This window comes from Pseudomonas putida (assembly GCF_028682175.1).
GTDB lineage: Bacteria > Pseudomonadota > Gammaproteobacteria > Pseudomonadales > Pseudomonadaceae > Aquipseudomonas > Aquipseudomonas putida_AD.
Genome location: NZ_JANHKS010000061.1, coordinates 1 through 14438 on the forward strand (window position 1 = coordinate 1; position 14438 = coordinate 14438).

At 63.3% G+C, this 14438-nt stretch carries 12 protein-coding genes; 9 read left to right on the top strand and 3 right to left on the bottom strand.

Annotated elements, in window-relative coordinates; genetic code table 11:
* Both NPS29_RS25775 and NPS29_RS25780 read left to right on the top strand, forming a co-directional pair.
* Window positions 1–186 (top strand): hypothetical protein (locus NPS29_RS25775; RefSeq protein ID WP_274136129.1); only part of this gene is annotated, 186 nt, incomplete at its 5' end.
* A gap of 330 nt (window positions 187–516) precedes the next feature.
* Window positions 517–648 (top strand): hypothetical protein, encoded by a 132-nt coding sequence (locus tag NPS29_RS25780; protein ID WP_274136131.1) that lies wholly within the window; start codon window positions 517–519, stop codon window positions 646–648.
* Between the two features lie 6 nt (window positions 649–654).
* Here the strand turns inward: NPS29_RS25780 and NPS29_RS25785 are convergent, their stop codons facing one another.
* On the bottom strand, window positions 655–1695 hold the full coding sequence (locus tag NPS29_RS25785; protein WP_274136132.1) for an AraC family transcriptional regulator: 1041 nt from the start codon (window positions 1693–1695) through the stop codon (window positions 655–657).
* A gap of 3 nt (window positions 1696–1698) precedes the next feature.
* Window positions 1699–2850, bottom strand: a complete 1152-nt coding sequence (locus tag NPS29_RS25790) for a carbon-nitrogen hydrolase family protein (protein WP_274136134.1) — start codon at window positions 2848–2850, stop codon at window positions 1699–1701.
* Between the two features lie 437 nt (window positions 2851–3287).
* Here NPS29_RS25790 and NPS29_RS25795 point away from each other — a divergent pair, with 437 nt between their 5' ends.
* From NPS29_RS25795 to NPS29_RS25825, 7 genes are all read left to right on the top strand, one after another.
* Entirely contained in the window at window positions 3288–4721 is a 1434-nt protein-coding gene (locus tag NPS29_RS25795) for an amino acid permease (protein ID WP_274136136.1), read from the top strand.
* Complete coding sequence (locus tag NPS29_RS25800) at window positions 4721–5824, top strand: GlxA family transcriptional regulator (protein ID WP_274136137.1); 1104 nt, start codon at window positions 4721–4723, stop codon at window positions 5822–5824. The genes NPS29_RS25795 and NPS29_RS25800 overlap by 1 nt, the downstream gene beginning before the upstream one ends.
* A 172-nt stretch (window positions 5825–5996) precedes the next feature.
* Window positions 5997–8036, top strand: coding sequence for an NADPH-dependent 2,4-dienoyl-CoA reductase (locus NPS29_RS25805; RefSeq protein WP_274136138.1), 2040 nt, complete (start codon window positions 5997–5999; stop codon window positions 8034–8036).
* Between the two features lie 142 nt (window positions 8037–8178).
* Window positions 8179–9069 (top strand): 1-aminocyclopropane-1-carboxylate deaminase/D-cysteine desulfhydrase, encoded by an 891-nt coding sequence (locus NPS29_RS25810; RefSeq protein ID WP_274136139.1) that lies wholly within the window; start codon window positions 8179–8181, stop codon window positions 9067–9069.
* A gap of 288 nt (window positions 9070–9357) precedes the next feature.
* Window positions 9358–10698: an MFS transporter gene (locus NPS29_RS25815; protein WP_274136140.1), complete on the top strand. Its 1341-nt coding sequence runs from the start codon at window positions 9358–9360 to the stop codon at window positions 10696–10698.
* 257 nt (window positions 10699–10955) lie between these two features.
* The gene (locus NPS29_RS25820; RefSeq protein ID WP_274136141.1) at window positions 10956–12179 is read left to right on the top strand and encodes an MFS transporter; all 1224 of its coding nucleotides are present in this window, start codon (window positions 10956–10958) and stop codon (window positions 12177–12179) included.
* 11 nt (window positions 12180–12190) lie between these two features.
* The gene (locus tag NPS29_RS25825) at window positions 12191–13474 is read left to right on the top strand and encodes an arsenic transporter (protein ID WP_274136142.1); all 1284 of its coding nucleotides are present in this window, start codon (window positions 12191–12193) and stop codon (window positions 13472–13474) included.
* On the opposite strand, the gene NPS29_RS25830 is transcribed toward NPS29_RS25825, so the two are convergent.
* On the bottom strand, window positions 13437–14420 hold the full coding sequence (locus NPS29_RS25830) for a DUF1853 family protein (RefSeq protein WP_274136143.1): 984 nt from the start codon (window positions 14418–14420) through the stop codon (window positions 13437–13439). The two genes, NPS29_RS25825 and NPS29_RS25830, sit on opposite strands and share 38 nt — an antisense overlap.
* Window positions 14421–14438: the final 18 nt, after the last annotated feature.

The following is a 14438-nucleotide window of genomic DNA, read 5'->3' on the forward strand; positions in this document are numbered from 1 at the left end:
GTGTTGCAGCAGGTCGCCCTGGACCATTGCGCTGTCGAGCATCTGGTTCATCGCGTCGTCCTCGGCAGGCAGGCGGCGATCAGGCGAGCGGCAACGAGGGCGAGGGAAGGGCGGATGATGAGCATGTCTGACTCCTGGTTTCGCGTTTTTTGGCCCGGGAGACAGAAAGAAAAAACCCGCCTCTAGGGCGGGTTGGGTGCAAACGTCGGCTAACCCGCCATGACTGGAATGGCGGTAATAATTCGTTGGCCGAGGTTGTGCAGGAATTCGTTCATGGACCGAAGACTATTGTGAGCGGATGTTGCACGTCAAGAGGCAAGTACTTCAGTCCGCGTAGCAGCACGGCTTGCCGGCGGGAGCGGTGCGTCAGTCAAAGATGCGGCGCCTGACACTCCGCTCCCGCCGGCAAGCCGTGCTGCTACGAAGGATTTTTTCGGCAGGGGGGAAAACTTTCACTGACTCAGTTCGTCTAGTATTCAACAAGCCTTCATGCATCCGTCATGCAGGCGCTTTAGGGTGAAATACACCGACAGACAGGAAACAGCCACGAGGGCACAGGAAATGGACGATTATCAAGAAGAACTGCTGGAATTTCGCGCTAACGAACTCGATCCGCTGGAACCGGCGGACGACGCCACCGAGCTTTAAGCTCGATCAGGGCACATGACGCTGGCTGCGGCGAAACTCCCCGGGAGTCTGGCTGTTCCAGCGCTTGAAGGCCCGCGCAAAGGCTTCGGCTGAAGCAAACCCCAACAGGTAGGCGATTTCGCCAAAGGCCAGTTCCGTATCCCGGATATAGGTCATGGCCAGGTCCCTGCGGGTGTCATTGAGGATTGCACGAAACTGCGTGCCTTCCTCGACCAGCTTGCGACGCAAGGTCCAGGCCGGCAGCTTCAGCCGCGCAGCCACTTCATCCAGACCCGGCTCCCGGCCACCACTCAACAACGGCCCCAGCAACTGAGTGATACGTTCACGCAGGCTGCGGGTGCGCGTGAGCTGTTCCAGCTCCTTTTCACACAACTCAAGCAGATGACGCCAGGTGCCCGGTACGTGATCGGGGTTGCGCAGGCTCAGGCTGTGCTGGCTCAAACGCAACTGATTGACCCCGGCGCCAAAGCCTGGCGGCTGCTCGCTCAAGCCTGCATAGGCCGCCGAGTAAGCGGGCGCCGGAAACTCGATTTCGATCCGCTCGGCAATCACCGCAGTGCCGGCCAGCGTTGAAAGCTGGTGCAGCCAGCCGGACAGAATCGAGTCCACCACGAAGCGGTTGTAGTCGTTGTAAGGGCTGATGGAATAGAAACGCAGCCAGGCGCCACGGCTGTCTTCGTGAAAGCTCGATTGTCCGCGATAGTTGGCGCCGTACAGCGGCTCGAAACGCATCAGCGTACGCGCCGCTTCCCGTACGGTGGGCGCCTGGGCTGCGGTGATTCCGGCGAGCCCTGCGTGGGCCAGGCGGCTGCAAAGGCCCATGCGCAGACCCAGTGCCGGCTCGCCGGTCAACTGAATCGCGGCGTGGCCCAGGCGCATGTAGCGCGGGATCGACAACCGCGCCCCGACCTGCGCCAGCCGTGCAGCATCCAGCCCGTATTGCTCAAGCAGCGCAAGAGGGTCGTGCCCGGTACTGCGCACGGCATCGGCCAGGCTGTGCACGAAACCCACCGAGAGATCGCCCAGCCGTACCCCAGGTGCGCCCATGGTTTACAACCAGAGGTTTATCAGGCGCGCCCCGTGGCCGGGTTTGGCGCCCTTGAGCGCGGCGCTGATGGATTGTTCGGCGATGCTCTGGCCGTTGCGGCTGGCAAAGCTGTGACCGGCGCTGCCCTGGTCCCAGAACTGCCCGCGCATGAACACGCTGATGCCTGCGCGGGCGTTGCTGGTCGGTGCCAGCGCCAGGCGCTGCCAGGCCTGGCCTTCGGTCAAGGGTTGTGGCCCCAGGTCCAGTTCGGCAGCCAGCGCCTGATGTTTGCCGCCTCGCCAGGGCTGTGACCAGCTGCCATTGCCCGCGACGAATGCCGGCACGGCAATCAATTCGGCGCCGCCTTCGTTCAGGCGTGTGTAGTTCTGCGGGTACCAGCTGTCGGTGCCGATCAGGATGCCCAGGCGGCCGGCCGGTGTGTCGAGCACATTCAGCGCGGCGTCCTTGCCGGAGCGGATGTAGCCGCGCTGGTACCAGCTTGGGAACAACTGGCGCTGCGGCTGGCCAATGGGCAGCCCGTCACGACCGAATACGACGCTCGAGTTGTAGAGCGCGCCGGTGCCGACTTTCAGCTCACCGTCCTGCACTTCGGGGTTGGGCAGCACGATGGAGCCGGCCACCAGGGTCACGCCGAATTCCCGGGCCAGCCCGCCAAACACCGTCTGGTAGTCGCGGGCCATGCTCCGGGATTTCATGCGCAGGTGGATGTCGTCCATGCGGTTCTCGCCACGGGCGTGAAACATCGCGTCAAGAAACAGCAGCGGGTTGCTGAACGCCAGCCAGTTCATGGCTTCTTCGATGGTGGTCGACTGGTAGAACTGGGATTTTTCATCCACCGCGAACAGCCAGGTGCCGACATGCTCGGGCAGCACTACGATGGTTTTTGCGTTGATCAACCCGTCATCCCGGGCCTGCTGCAGGTACGCCGCCAGTTTGCGGTGCAGGCGCTTGACGCTCGAATAATCGGACGCGAACAGCTCGGGCTGGATGCCCAGCAGGTTGCCGTTGTCGGCAGGTTCGCCATCGTTGACCACCAACTGGATGCGCAAATCGGTGAGGTAATGCCCGACATGCCGCTTGCTGGTCCACAGGCCGTAGCTGACCAGCAGGATGAGCAGCACGGTGAGGGCGAGTGAGCCGAGAACTTTGCGCATGTGGGGTGAAAGCAGACCTGAACGAGATGTTGAATGTGCGTGGCGCAAGCGGATGGCGACACCGCTGGCTGCGCCATTCTGGCATCAGCGCCGGGGTAAGGGAAATCCGACGACGGCCCGCCGGGCTGAACGCTGCGTCGAAAAATGACCTGGGAGTTTCGGCACGCGCTTGAAAGTGTCGGTTGGCCATCCAGAAACGACATGAAAAATGTCGCATCCAGTCCATTTTACAGCGCTATCAGACTACAGATTCATTGCAGCCGCGGCGTATTGTGCCCGGGCTTTTGCATGCCGTGCGCTTGTCGCAATGACTGATCGAAGTGGACCAATTGTTTGATCCTGTTGCTTTGGAGAAGGGGGCCGTAAGGATAGCCAGGTAAGTATGAAGTTCGCCTGACGGTCAGTCGGCGCCCCGTCAAATACAGAGAATAACAACAATGAACAGCCTGGATTCCACCACCCCCGGCAGCCAGTTGGCGCAAGGGTTCAAGCCCCGCCACGTGACCATGCTCTCTATCGCCGGCATCATCGGCGCGGGTCTGTTCGTTGGCTCCGGCCACGCGATCGCCGCCGCCGGCCCCGCCACTATCCTGGCCTACATCTTTTCCGGATTGCTGGTCGTGCTGGTGATGCGCATGCTCGGCGAAATGGCCGTCGCCCGGCCCGACACCGGTTCCTTCTCCACCTACGCCGACCAGGCCATCGGCCGTTGGGCAGGCTTCACCATCGGCTGGCTCTACTGGTGGTTCTGGGTACTGGTCATTCCCATCGAAGCGCTGGCGGCAGGGCATGTGCTCAACGCCTGGGTTCCTGCGGTCGACGCCTGGCTGTTCGCGCTGCTGTCGATTGTCGCGCTGATGGCCACCAACCTGTTCAGTGTCGCCAAGTACGGCGAATTCGAGTTCTGGTTCGCGATGATCAAGGTGACGGCGATCATCGCCTTCATCGGCCTGGGTTTCGCGGTGCTGATGGGCTGGGTGCCGGATCATCAGGTCGGCGGCCTCTCTCAGTTGATGAGTGAACACGGCGGCTTTGCGCCCAATGGTGCGTCGGCGGTGGTCGGGGCATTCATCACCATCATGTTCAGTTTCATCGGTACGGAGGCGGTGACCATCGCCGCCGCCGAATCCAGCGACCCGGCGCGCAACATCGCCAAGGCCACGCGCTCGGTGATCTGGCGCATCAGCGTTTTCTACCTGCTGTCGATCATGGTGGTGATTTCCGTGGTGCCGTGGAATGACCCGCTGCTGCCCACGGTCGGCTCCTACCAGCGCGCCCTTGAACTGATGAACATCCCCCATGCCGACCTGCTGGTGGACATGGTGGTGCTGGTCGCGGTGGCGAGCTGCATGAATTCCTCGATCTACATCGCCTCGCGCATGCTCTACTCCCTGGGTCGCCGCGGCGAAGCGCCGAAGATCACCAAGGCGACGTCGGCGGTCGGCGTACCACGGGCGTCGGTGATCGCCAGCAGCGTGCTGGGCGTCATCGTCACGGTCATCAGCTATTTCGCACCGGCCGGGCTGTTTCAATTCTTGCTCGCCAGCTCCGGCGCCATCGCCTTGCTGGTCTATCTGGTGATCGCTATTTCCCAGCTGCGCATGCGCAAGCTGCTGTTGCGGCAGAACGTCGAACTGACCTTTCGCATGTGGTTTTTCCCCTGGCTGACCTGGCTGGTCATCGCGTTCATCGTCAGTGCGTTGGGCGTGATGCTGGTGACGCCCGAGCACCGCGCCGAAGTGACCTCCACCATTGGCCTGGCCCTGGTGATTTCCCTGATTGGCATCGTGGTGGCGCGTTCCCATGAGCGAACGCCGGCCACCCGTGGTGCCACGCGATCAACCCCCGTTCAGGGGCAGGAGGCGCCGTAATGCCGCTGCACAGCGAAAACGCCGGCAAGACCCGGACGACCCAGTCGGTCAGCTTTCTGCTGCTGGACAACTTCACCCTGATTTCCCTGGCCTCGGCGGTCGAGCCGCTGCGCATGGCCAATCAGTTGTCGGGGCGCGAACTGTATCGCTGGCACACCCTGAGCCAGGACGGTAATCAGGTGTGGGCCAGCGATGGCCTGCCCATCACGCCGGATGCGTCCATCGCCCAGGCGCCGGCTTCCGACACGGTGATTGTCTGCGGCGGGGTCGGCATCCAGCGCGCGGTCAGCCGCGAACACATTCACTGGCTGCAGAACCAGGCCCGGCAGTCCCGGCGCCTGGGCGGCATTTGCACCGGCAGTTGGGCACTGGCCAGCGCCGGGCTGCTCAACGGTTTCGAATGCAGTGTGCATTGGGAATGCCTGGCGGCGATGCAGGAAGCCTTCCCGCGGGTGAGCGTCAACACCAGCCTGTTCACCCTGGACCGTGGCCGCTACACCAGCTCCGGCGGCACTGCGCCACTGGACATGATGCTGCACCTGATCGGCCGCGATCACGGCACCGAGCTGACTGCGGCAATTTCCGACATGTTCGTCTACGAGCGCATTCGCAACGAACAGGATCATCAGCGCGTGCCGCTCAAGCACACGCTGGGCACCCACCAGCCCAAGTTGCAGGAAATCGTGCAACTGATGGAAGCCAACCTCGAAGAGCCCATCGACCTCGACGAGATGGCCGCCTACGTGGACGTTTCCCGACGCCAGTTGGAGCGGCTGTTCCAGAAGTACCTCAATTGCACGCCGTCGCGGTACTACCTCAAGTTGCGGCTGATCCGGGCGCGGCAGTTGCTCAAGCAGACGTCCATCTCGATCATCGAGCTGGCGGCCGTGTGCGGTTTCGTCTCCACGCCGCACTTTTCCAAGTGTTACCGGGAATACTTCGGCATTCCGCCACGGGAGGAGCGCATGGGGCCCAGGACCGCCCAGCATGTGGCGTTGGTGCCGGTGCATCATCCGTCGACATTGTCGCCGCTGTCCCGGCCGCTGGAGGCACTGGATCAGGCGCGGGAGGAGTCGAGCTTTGCCAGCGTACAGCTTCAATAGAGAGCCGGGCGCTGCACATCAGGATCAATAAGTTGTCACTTTCAGTCATTGAGCGTGACTGAGGGGCTGTTTACTGTCTGCATCATGAGCAGGGCTATAGTTCTAGTCCCTGATTGAAACGACGGGTGTCACAGAACGCCCGCGCCTTCGTGATGAATCTGATGGAGTTTCTATGACAGCCCCTGTGTACCCGCATTTGCTGGCCCCGCTGGATCTGGGTTTTACTACACTGCGCAACCGCACATTGATGGGCTCGATGCACACCGGCCTTGAAGAAAAGCCCGGTGGATTCGAGCGCATGGCGGCGTATTTCGCCGAGCGCGCCCGTGGCGGCGTGGGCCTGATGGTCACCGGTGGCGTGGCGCCCAATGTCGAGGGCGGCGTGTATGCAGGCTCCGCCAAGCTGACCACCCCTGAAGAGGCTGAACATCACCGGATCGTGACCAAGGCGGTGCACGAGGCGGGCGGCAAGATCTGCATGCAGATCCTGCACACCGGTCGTTATGCCTACAGCCCCAAGCAGGTGGCACCGAGCGCGATCCAGGCGCCGATCAACCCGTTCAAGCCCAAAGAGCTGGACGAGGAGGGGATCGAGAAGCAGATTCAGGACTTCGTCACCTGCGCGACCCTGGCCCAGACCGCCGAATACGACGGCGTCGAGATCATGGGCTCCGAAGGCTATCTGATCAACCAGTTCCTGGTGGCCCACACCAACCACCGCACCGACCGTTGGGGCGGCAGTTACGAGAACCGCATGCGCCTGCCGGTGGAAATCGTGCGGCGGGTGCGTGAGGCCGTGGGCCGCAATTTCATCATCATCTATCGCCTGTCGATGCTCGATCTGGTCGAGGGTGGCAGCACCTGGGAAGAAGTGGTGCAACTGGCCAAGGCCATCGAGGCCGCTGGCGCCACGCTGATCAACACCGGCATCGGCTGGCACGAGGCGCGGATTCCGACCATCGCCACCAAGGTGCCGCGCGCCGCATTCGCCAAGGTCACGGCGAAGATGCGCGGTTCGGTGTCGATCCCGCTGATCACTACCAACCGGATCAACACCCCGGAAGTCGCCGAGCAGGTTCTGGCCCAGGGCGATGCGGACATGGTGTCCATGGCCCGTCCATTCCTGGCCGACCCCGAGTTCGTCAACAAGGCGGCCGCCGGGCGCAGCGACGAGATCAATACCTGCATCGGCTGCAACCAGGCCTGCCTGGACCACATCTTCGACGGTAAGCTGACCAGTTGCCTGGTCAACCCCCGTGCCTGCCATGAAACCGAACTCAACTACCTGCCGGTCACGCAGTTGAAGAAGATCGCCGTGATCGGCGCCGGGCCTGCGGGGCTGGCTGCGGCCACGGTGGCCGCCGAGCGCGGGCATGCGGTGACGCTGTTCGATTCGGCCAGCGAGATTGGCGGCCAGTTCAACGTCGCCAAGCGAGTGCCGGGCAAGGAAGAGTTTTTCGAGACGCTGCGTTACTTCAAGCGCAAATTGGAAACCACAGGCGTCGATGTGCGTTTGAACACCCGGGTTGCGGTCGAGGATCTGCTGGGCAAGGGCTTTGACGAGGTGATTCTGGCCACCGGTATCGCCCCGCGTACTCCGGCGATCCCGGGCATCGATAACCCGAAGGTGCTCAGCTACCTGGACGTGATCCTGGAGCGCAAGCCGGTGGGCAAGAGCGTGGCGGTGATCGGCGCGGGCGGTATCGGTTTCGACGTGTCGGAATTCCTCGTGCATCAGGGCGTGGCTACCAGCCTGGATCGCGATGCGTTCTGGGAAGAGTGGGGCATTGATGGCGCGCTTGAGGCTCGCGGCGGCGTGGCGGGGATCAAGCCCCACGGCCACAAGCCTGCGCGACAGGTGTTCCTGTTGCAGCGCAAGACCTCCAAGGTTGGCGACGGCCTGGGCAAGACCACCGGCTGGATTCACCGCGCGGGGCTGAAGAACAAGCATGTGCAGATGCTCAACAGCGTCGAGTACCTGAATATCGACGACGCCGGCTTGTACATCCGCATTGGTGCCGAGGGTGAAGAGAAGCTGCTGCCGGTGGACAACGTGGTGATTTGCGCCGGGCAAGACCCGCTGCGCGAACTCTACGATGGCTTGCAGGCGGCAGGGCAGAGCGTGCACCTGATCGGCGGCGCCGACGTCGCGGCCGAGCTGGATGCCAAGCGCGCGATCAACCAGGGTTCGCGGTTGGCGGCAGAGTTGTAAACGTCACACGCATCACCGTAGCAGCACGGCTTGCCGGCGGGGGCGATCTCAAGTACGCCCCCGCCGGCAAGCGGAGCGCCGCCCGGCCGGGCTGCTACGGGACTGTGTAGAATTCAGGGTCTCTCGTTCGTGTTGCCATGCCATGCTGCCTGAAGCACCTCTCCAACCCCTCAACCTGCATTGGCTCACCGCCGCCGGCATCGACGTCGCGATCCTGCGTCTGGACCTGATCGACCCGCTCATCAGCGGCAACAAATGGTTCAAGCTCAAACACCACCTGACCGCCGCCGAGAACGCCGGAGCCAAGGGCATCATCAGCCTGGGCGGCGCGCACTCCAATCACCTGCATGCCCTGGCTGCTGCCGGTAGGCGCTTTGGTTTCGAGACGGTTGGCCTGTTGCGGGGGCACCCGGTTGAAACCCCCACCGTGCTGGATTTGCAAGCGTTCGGGATGCAACTGCACTGGCTGGGTTACGCCGGGTATCGCGCTCGCCATGACGCTGATTTCTGGACGCCGTGGCACGAGCGTTATCCACAGCTGTACCCGGTGCCGGAGGGCGGCGGCGGGCTGGACGGTGCGTTGGGCTGTGGGGAGATTGTCCGTCAGGCGCGCAGCCAATTGAGCGCGCTGGGCTGGGACGATTACCACGGCTGGTGGCTGGCCTGCGGCACGGGCACCACGTTGGCCGGGCTTGTGCTGGCCGAAGCTGGCCAACGCAGGGTCTACGGCGCGATGGCGGTGCCTGCCGACCATGGCGTTGATGGCAACGTGATGGACATTCTGGGTGTCGAGCAGGGTGGCTACCAACTGCTGGACGCCAGCCGCGGCGGCTTTGCGAAAACCGATCCGCAGCTGCTCGCATTCATCGCCGCCAGCGAGCACGAGAGCGGCGTGCCCCTTGAACCGTTGTACACCGGCAAGGCGTTGCTGGCGCTGTTCCAGGCGGTTCAGACCGGGACGATTGCAAGAGGTACGCGGTTGATCTTCGTCCACACCGGCGGGTTGCAAGGCAAACGGGCCATCTTCGCTTGACATCACCTCGCAGCCCTGTGAAACGTCACTGACACCGGAACACCCTGTGGGAGCGGGCTTGCCCGCGAATGCGGTGGGCCAGTGGCACCTGTTTCGCCGGACACTACGCCTTCGCGGGCAAGCCCGCTCCCACAGGGTTACAGTGACCGGATAGATTGCACTGGCATGAATCCTGCGGACTAGACACCCCGACAGGTCGGTCCTGAGTATGTCGGCGACACTTTTGGAGTCAGGCGGCTCGGGCGCTGTACCGATAATCGGGTATTCACTACGTACGCCGAGGTTTGCATGACCACTCCAGCCATCGAGCAGGTTGACCCTGCCACTTTGAGAAAAGTCATCGTTGCGGCGAGCATCGGCAATTTTGTCGAATGGTTCGACTTTGCGGTCTACGGTTTTCTCGCCACCACCATCGCCCAGGAGTTCTTTCCCAGCGGCGACGCCAGCGCGGCATTGCTCAAGACCTTCGCCGTGTTTGCCGTGGCCTTCGCCTTCCGTCCCTTGGGCGGGCTGTTCTTCGGCATGCTCGGTGACAAGATCGGCCGCAAGCGCACGCTGGCCTTCACCATCCTGCTGATGGCCGGGGCGACCACCATCATCGGCCTGTTGCCCACCTACGCCGCAATCGGGGTGATGGCGCCGATCCTGCTGACCATCATTCGCTGTGCCCAGGGTTTCTCCGCAGGCGGCGAATACGCCGGGGCCTGCGCCTACCTCATGGAGCACGCGCCGCGGGGCAAACGCGCCTGGTACGGCAGCTTCGTGCCGGTATCGACCTTCGCCGCCTTTGCTTCTGCGGCGATCTTTGCCTACGCCCTGGAGGCCTCGCTCTCCACCGAAGCCATGAGCACCTGGGGCTGGCGCGTGCCGTTCCTGGTGGCTGCGCCGCTGGGGTTGGTCGGCCTGTACCTGCGCTGGAAGCTGGACGAAACCCCGGCGTTCCAGGCTGTCGCCGACGAGGACGCCGTGGCCCATTCGCCGCTCAAGGAAACCCTGCGCAACCACGGCGGTGCGATCTGTGCCCTGGGTGCGTTCATCTCGCTGACGGCGCTGTCGTTCTACATGTTCACCACCTACTTCGCGACGTACCTGCAGGTGGTGGGCGGCCTGAGCCGGGCCACGGCCTTGCTGGTGTCGCTGATCGCGTTGTTGTTCGCCGCCGCGATGTGCCCGGTGGCGGGCGCGTTTTCCGACAAGGTCGGGCGCCGGGCTACAGTGGTCACGGCCTGCGTCCTGCTGGCGGTGATGGTGTATCCGTCGTTCCTGATGGCCAGTTCCGGTTCGTTCACAGGCTCGATCATCGGCGTGATGTTGCTGGCGACAGGGGCGGTGCTGTGCAACGTGGTGACGGCGGCATTGTTGTCGGAGACCTTCCCGACCCGCACGCGCTACACCGCCTCGGCGATCACCTACAACATGGCATACACGATTTTCGGCGGCACCGCGCCGTTGATGGCGACCTGGCTGATCGGCGCCACCGGCAGCAACCTGGCCCCTGCGTTTTACCTGATTCTGGTGGCGCTGCTGGGGCTGGCAGGTGGCTTGGCGTTGAGGGAGACCTCGAAGGTTTCGCTGGATGAGGTCGAGGGGCACGCCCATTCGCCAAGCGCTGCGCGTTCAGTGGCTTGATGCAAAACCTGTAGGAGTGAGCTTGCTCGCGATTGGGGTCTCACAGCGTCACCTTCGTGGCTGAAAGATCGCAATCGCGAGCAAGCTCACTCCTACAGGGGCGTAAGCGGAGGTTAGATCGATAGCCACCTCACATTGTTGTAACAAAACGTGGCACTGGCGCCCCAAAAAATGGCACATTGACTGCCCCTTGTGCCGCCGACATCTTTTGAAACCATCTCGCGCGCGGCATCTCAATCGTTCGATGGATGAACCTGATGGCCGTCACCAGCCCTTCGACCGCGACCGCCGCGGCCCCTCAAACCAGTCCGCTGGTCATGCGCATCATCGGTGCCGTGGCGCTGGCGCATTTGCTCAATGACCTGATCCAGTCGATCCTGCCGTCGATCTACCCGATGCTCAAGGCCTCCTACGGCCTGAGCTTCACCCAGGTCGGCCTGATCACCCTGACGTTCCAGGTCACCGCCTCCTTGCTGCAGCCGTGGGTCGGTTACTACACCGACCGTCACCCCAATCCGCTGGTGCTGCCGGTGGGTTCGCTGTGCATCCTGGGCGGTGTGCTGATGCTCGCCACCGTGGGCAGTTTCCCGCTGATCCTGCTGGCGGCGGGGCTGATTGGCATCGGTTCCTCGACCTTCCACCCCGAGGCCTCGCGGATTGCGCGGCTGGCCTCCGGCGGGCGCTTTGGCCTGGCGCAATCGAGCTTCCAGGTGGGCGGTAACAGTGGCTCGGCGATTGGTCCGCTGCTGGCGGCGGCGATCATCATTCCGTTCGGTCAGGGCCATATCGCGTACTTCGCCCTGATCGCACTGTTCTCGGTGGGCCTGCTGTACGCCATCAGCCGCTGGTATAAGAAGCACCTGGCGCTGTTCAAGCTCAAGGCCGGCCAGGCCGCGACCCACGGCCTGTCCAAAGGCCGCGTCACCAGTGCGTTGGTGGTGCTGGCGCTGCTGGTGTTCTCCAAGTATTTCTACATGGCCAGTTTCACCAGCTACTTCACCTTCTTCCTGATCGACAAATTCCAACTGTCGGTGGCCAGCTCGCAACTGCACCTGTTCATGTTCCTGGCGGCGGTGGCGGCGGGCACCTTCTTTGGCGGACCGATTGGCGACAAGATCGGGCGCAAGGCGGTGATCTGGTTCTCGATCCTTGGGGTTGCCCCGTTCACCATCGCGCTGCCTTATGCGGACCTGTTCTGGACCAGCGTGTTGAGCGTGATCGTCGGTTTCATCCTGGCGTCGGCGTTCTCGGCCATCGTCGTGTATGCGCAGGAACTGGTGCCTGGCAATGTCGGCATGATCGCCGGGATTTTCTTCGGCCTGATGTTCGGCTTCGGCGGCATTGGCGCGGCGCTGCTCGGGCATCTGGCTGACCTCTACGGTATCGTCTACGTCTACACCCTGTGCTCGTTCCTGCCGCTGTTCGGGGTGCTGGCGATTCTGCTGCCGCGCACCAAACCCAAACCTTCCGTACGAACCTGAACCTGACCTTCATGCTGACAGCGTTTCTGATCTTTCTGGCCACCATCACCCTGGTGATCTGGCAACCCAAGGGGCTGGGCGTCGGCTGGAGTGCGACCTTCGGGGCGGTACTGGCCTTGCTGTTCGGCGTGGTGCACCTCTCGGACATCCCGCAGGTCTGGCACATCATCTGGAACGCGACCGGCACCTTCATCGCGCTGATCATCATCAGCCTGTTGCTCGATGAGGCCGGTTTCTTCAACTGGTCGGCGCTGCATGTGGCGCGATGGGGCAGGGGCCGGGGGCGCTGGCTGTTTGCGTTCATCGTGCTACTGGGGGCGCTGGTTTCGGCGCTGTTCGCCAACGATGGTGCGGCGCTGATCCTCACGCCCATCGTCATGTCGATGCTGCTGGCACTGCGTTTCTCCAAGGCGACCACCCTAGCGTTCGTCATGGCTGCCGGGTTCATCGCTGATACCGCCAGCCTGCCGCTGGTGGTGTCGAACCTGGTGAACATCGTTTCTGCGGACTATTTCGGCATTGGCTTCAACCGCTATGCCTCGGTCATGGTGCCGGTGAACCTGGTCAGCGTGGCGGCGACGCTGCTGGTGCTGCTGCTGTTCTTCCGCCGCGACATTCCCAAGACCTTCGACGCCTCGCAACTGGCCGACCCTGTTTCGGCCATTCACGACCGTGCGACCTTCATCGCCGGTTGGTGGGTGCTGGGGATTCTGCTGGTGGGCTGCTTTGCCCTGGAGCCGCTAGGCATTCCCATCAGCGCGATCTCCGCCGTGTGCGCGGCGATCCTGCTGGGCATCGCTGCCAAGGGCCACAAGATTTCCACGCGCAAGGTGATGAAAGAAGCGCCGTGGCAGATCGTGATTTTCTCGCTGGGCATGTACCTGGTGGTCTACGGGCTGCGCAACGAGGGCATGACCACCTATCTGGCCGGCTGGCTGGATCGCTTTGCCGAGCACGGGCTGTGGGGCGCGGCCATGGGCACCGGGGTGCTGACGGCGCTGCTGTCGTCGGTGATGAACAACCTGCCGACGGTGCTGATTGGGCTGCTCTCCATCGACGCAAGCCAGGCCCACGGGCCGTTGCAGGAGGCGATGATCTACGCCAACGTCATCGGCAGCGACCTTGGGCCGAAGATCACGCCGATCGGCAGCCTGGCGACCTTGCTCTGGTTGCATGTGCTGGCGCGCAAGGGCGTGAGCATCGGTTGGGGTTATTACTTCCGGGTCGGCATCGTGCTGACCTTGCCGGTACTGCTGATCACACTGGCGGCGCTGGTGTTGCGGCTGAGTCTGTAGCAGGGTCGCGGTCGGCAACGGCGGGCCACTGATCCGGGACCAGAAACACCCGCTGGGCCTCTTCCCAATGGCCGTCGGGGTGGGGCGTGAGGCGTACCAGAAGTTGCGCCGGTGATCCGGGTTCAAGCTGTTGCAGCCACTGGGCGAACACCTCGCTGCTCCACGGCAGGTCGTCGCGCGATGGCCCCAACCAGGCGTGGCGGGGCAACTGTTGCCAGCGTGCGGACGGGTGTTGCGCGGCGAAGCGGGGCCAGTCCTTGTGATGCAGCCACTGCCCGCGCAGATGATCGGGGTGGGCACCTTCGGGCGGTTGCGGGCTCTCGCACCATGGGTAGAACAGATAACCGCCCAGCCACAATTTGGCACTGAAGGTTTCGATGCCCAGCGTCGCCAGTGCCTGACGGCTTTCCTCGCGCGCCGAGATCGGCAACTGATGCTGGTTCAGGTGCGCCAGTTTCAGATCCAGCCGGTCATGGCTGCCGGGGCCGAACCAGTGGGCGCTGTCCCGGCCATCGGCGCCGGCCAGGCCCAAATAGAACTTGATCGCCAGTTCCACATGATGAATGCCTTCGCGGTCGCGCAGCAGCATGTCCAGCTCGCCCAGGGTCTGGCCGTCGGCGCGGATTGGCAGGTTGGCGGCGAGCATTTCAACGCCCGGCGCGTGGGTGATCGCGAACTGCCAGAGGCGTTCGTAATACAGGCCCAGGCGGCGGATCGAGCTGCGTGACAGCCATTGGAGCAGGGCACTGTTGTCCTGATCCAGAGCGTGCAGGAAAGCCTCCAGCGCCTGAGGCTGGGTGACCCAGTCACTGGCGCTGAGCGGGTGGCGCTGCGGCCATTGAGTGGTGGCCAGCATCGGCGGCGAGAGAATGACCCAGGCCAGATCCCGCACCTGGGGCGTGCGCAGTTGGTGGGGCAGGTGGGAGAGGGTAGGGAATGGGTTCATCTGCAGAGGATAGCAGCC

Coding starts and splice junctions, on each gene's coding strand:
- NPS29_RS25820 (WP_274136141.1), top strand. CDS start 10,956: ATGGCCGTCACCAGCCCTTCGACCGCGACCGCCGCGGCCCCTCAAACC.
- NPS29_RS25785 (WP_274136132.1), bottom strand. CDS start 1,695: ATGGGCGCACCTGGGGTACGGCTGGGCGATCTCTCGGTGGGTTTCGTG.
- NPS29_RS25790 (WP_274136134.1), bottom strand. CDS start 2,850: ATGCGCAAAGTTCTCGGCTCACTCGCCCTCACCGTGCTGCTCATCCTG.
- NPS29_RS25825 (WP_274136142.1), top strand. CDS start 12,191: ATGCTGACAGCGTTTCTGATCTTTCTGGCCACCATCACCCTGGTGATC.
- NPS29_RS25810 (WP_274136139.1), top strand. CDS start 8,179: ATGCTGCCTGAAGCACCTCTCCAACCCCTCAACCTGCATTGGCTCACC.
- NPS29_RS25800 (WP_274136137.1), top strand. CDS start 4,721: ATGCCGCTGCACAGCGAAAACGCCGGCAAGACCCGGACGACCCAGTCG.
- NPS29_RS25805 (WP_274136138.1), top strand. CDS start 5,997: ATGACAGCCCCTGTGTACCCGCATTTGCTGGCCCCGCTGGATCTGGGT.
- NPS29_RS25795 (WP_274136136.1), top strand. CDS start 3,288: ATGAACAGCCTGGATTCCACCACCCCCGGCAGCCAGTTGGCGCAAGGG.
- NPS29_RS25830 (WP_274136143.1), bottom strand. CDS start 14,420: ATGAACCCATTCCCTACCCTCTCCCACCTGCCCCACCAACTGCGCACG.
- NPS29_RS25815 (WP_274136140.1), top strand. CDS start 9,358: ATGACCACTCCAGCCATCGAGCAGGTTGACCCTGCCACTTTGAGAAAA.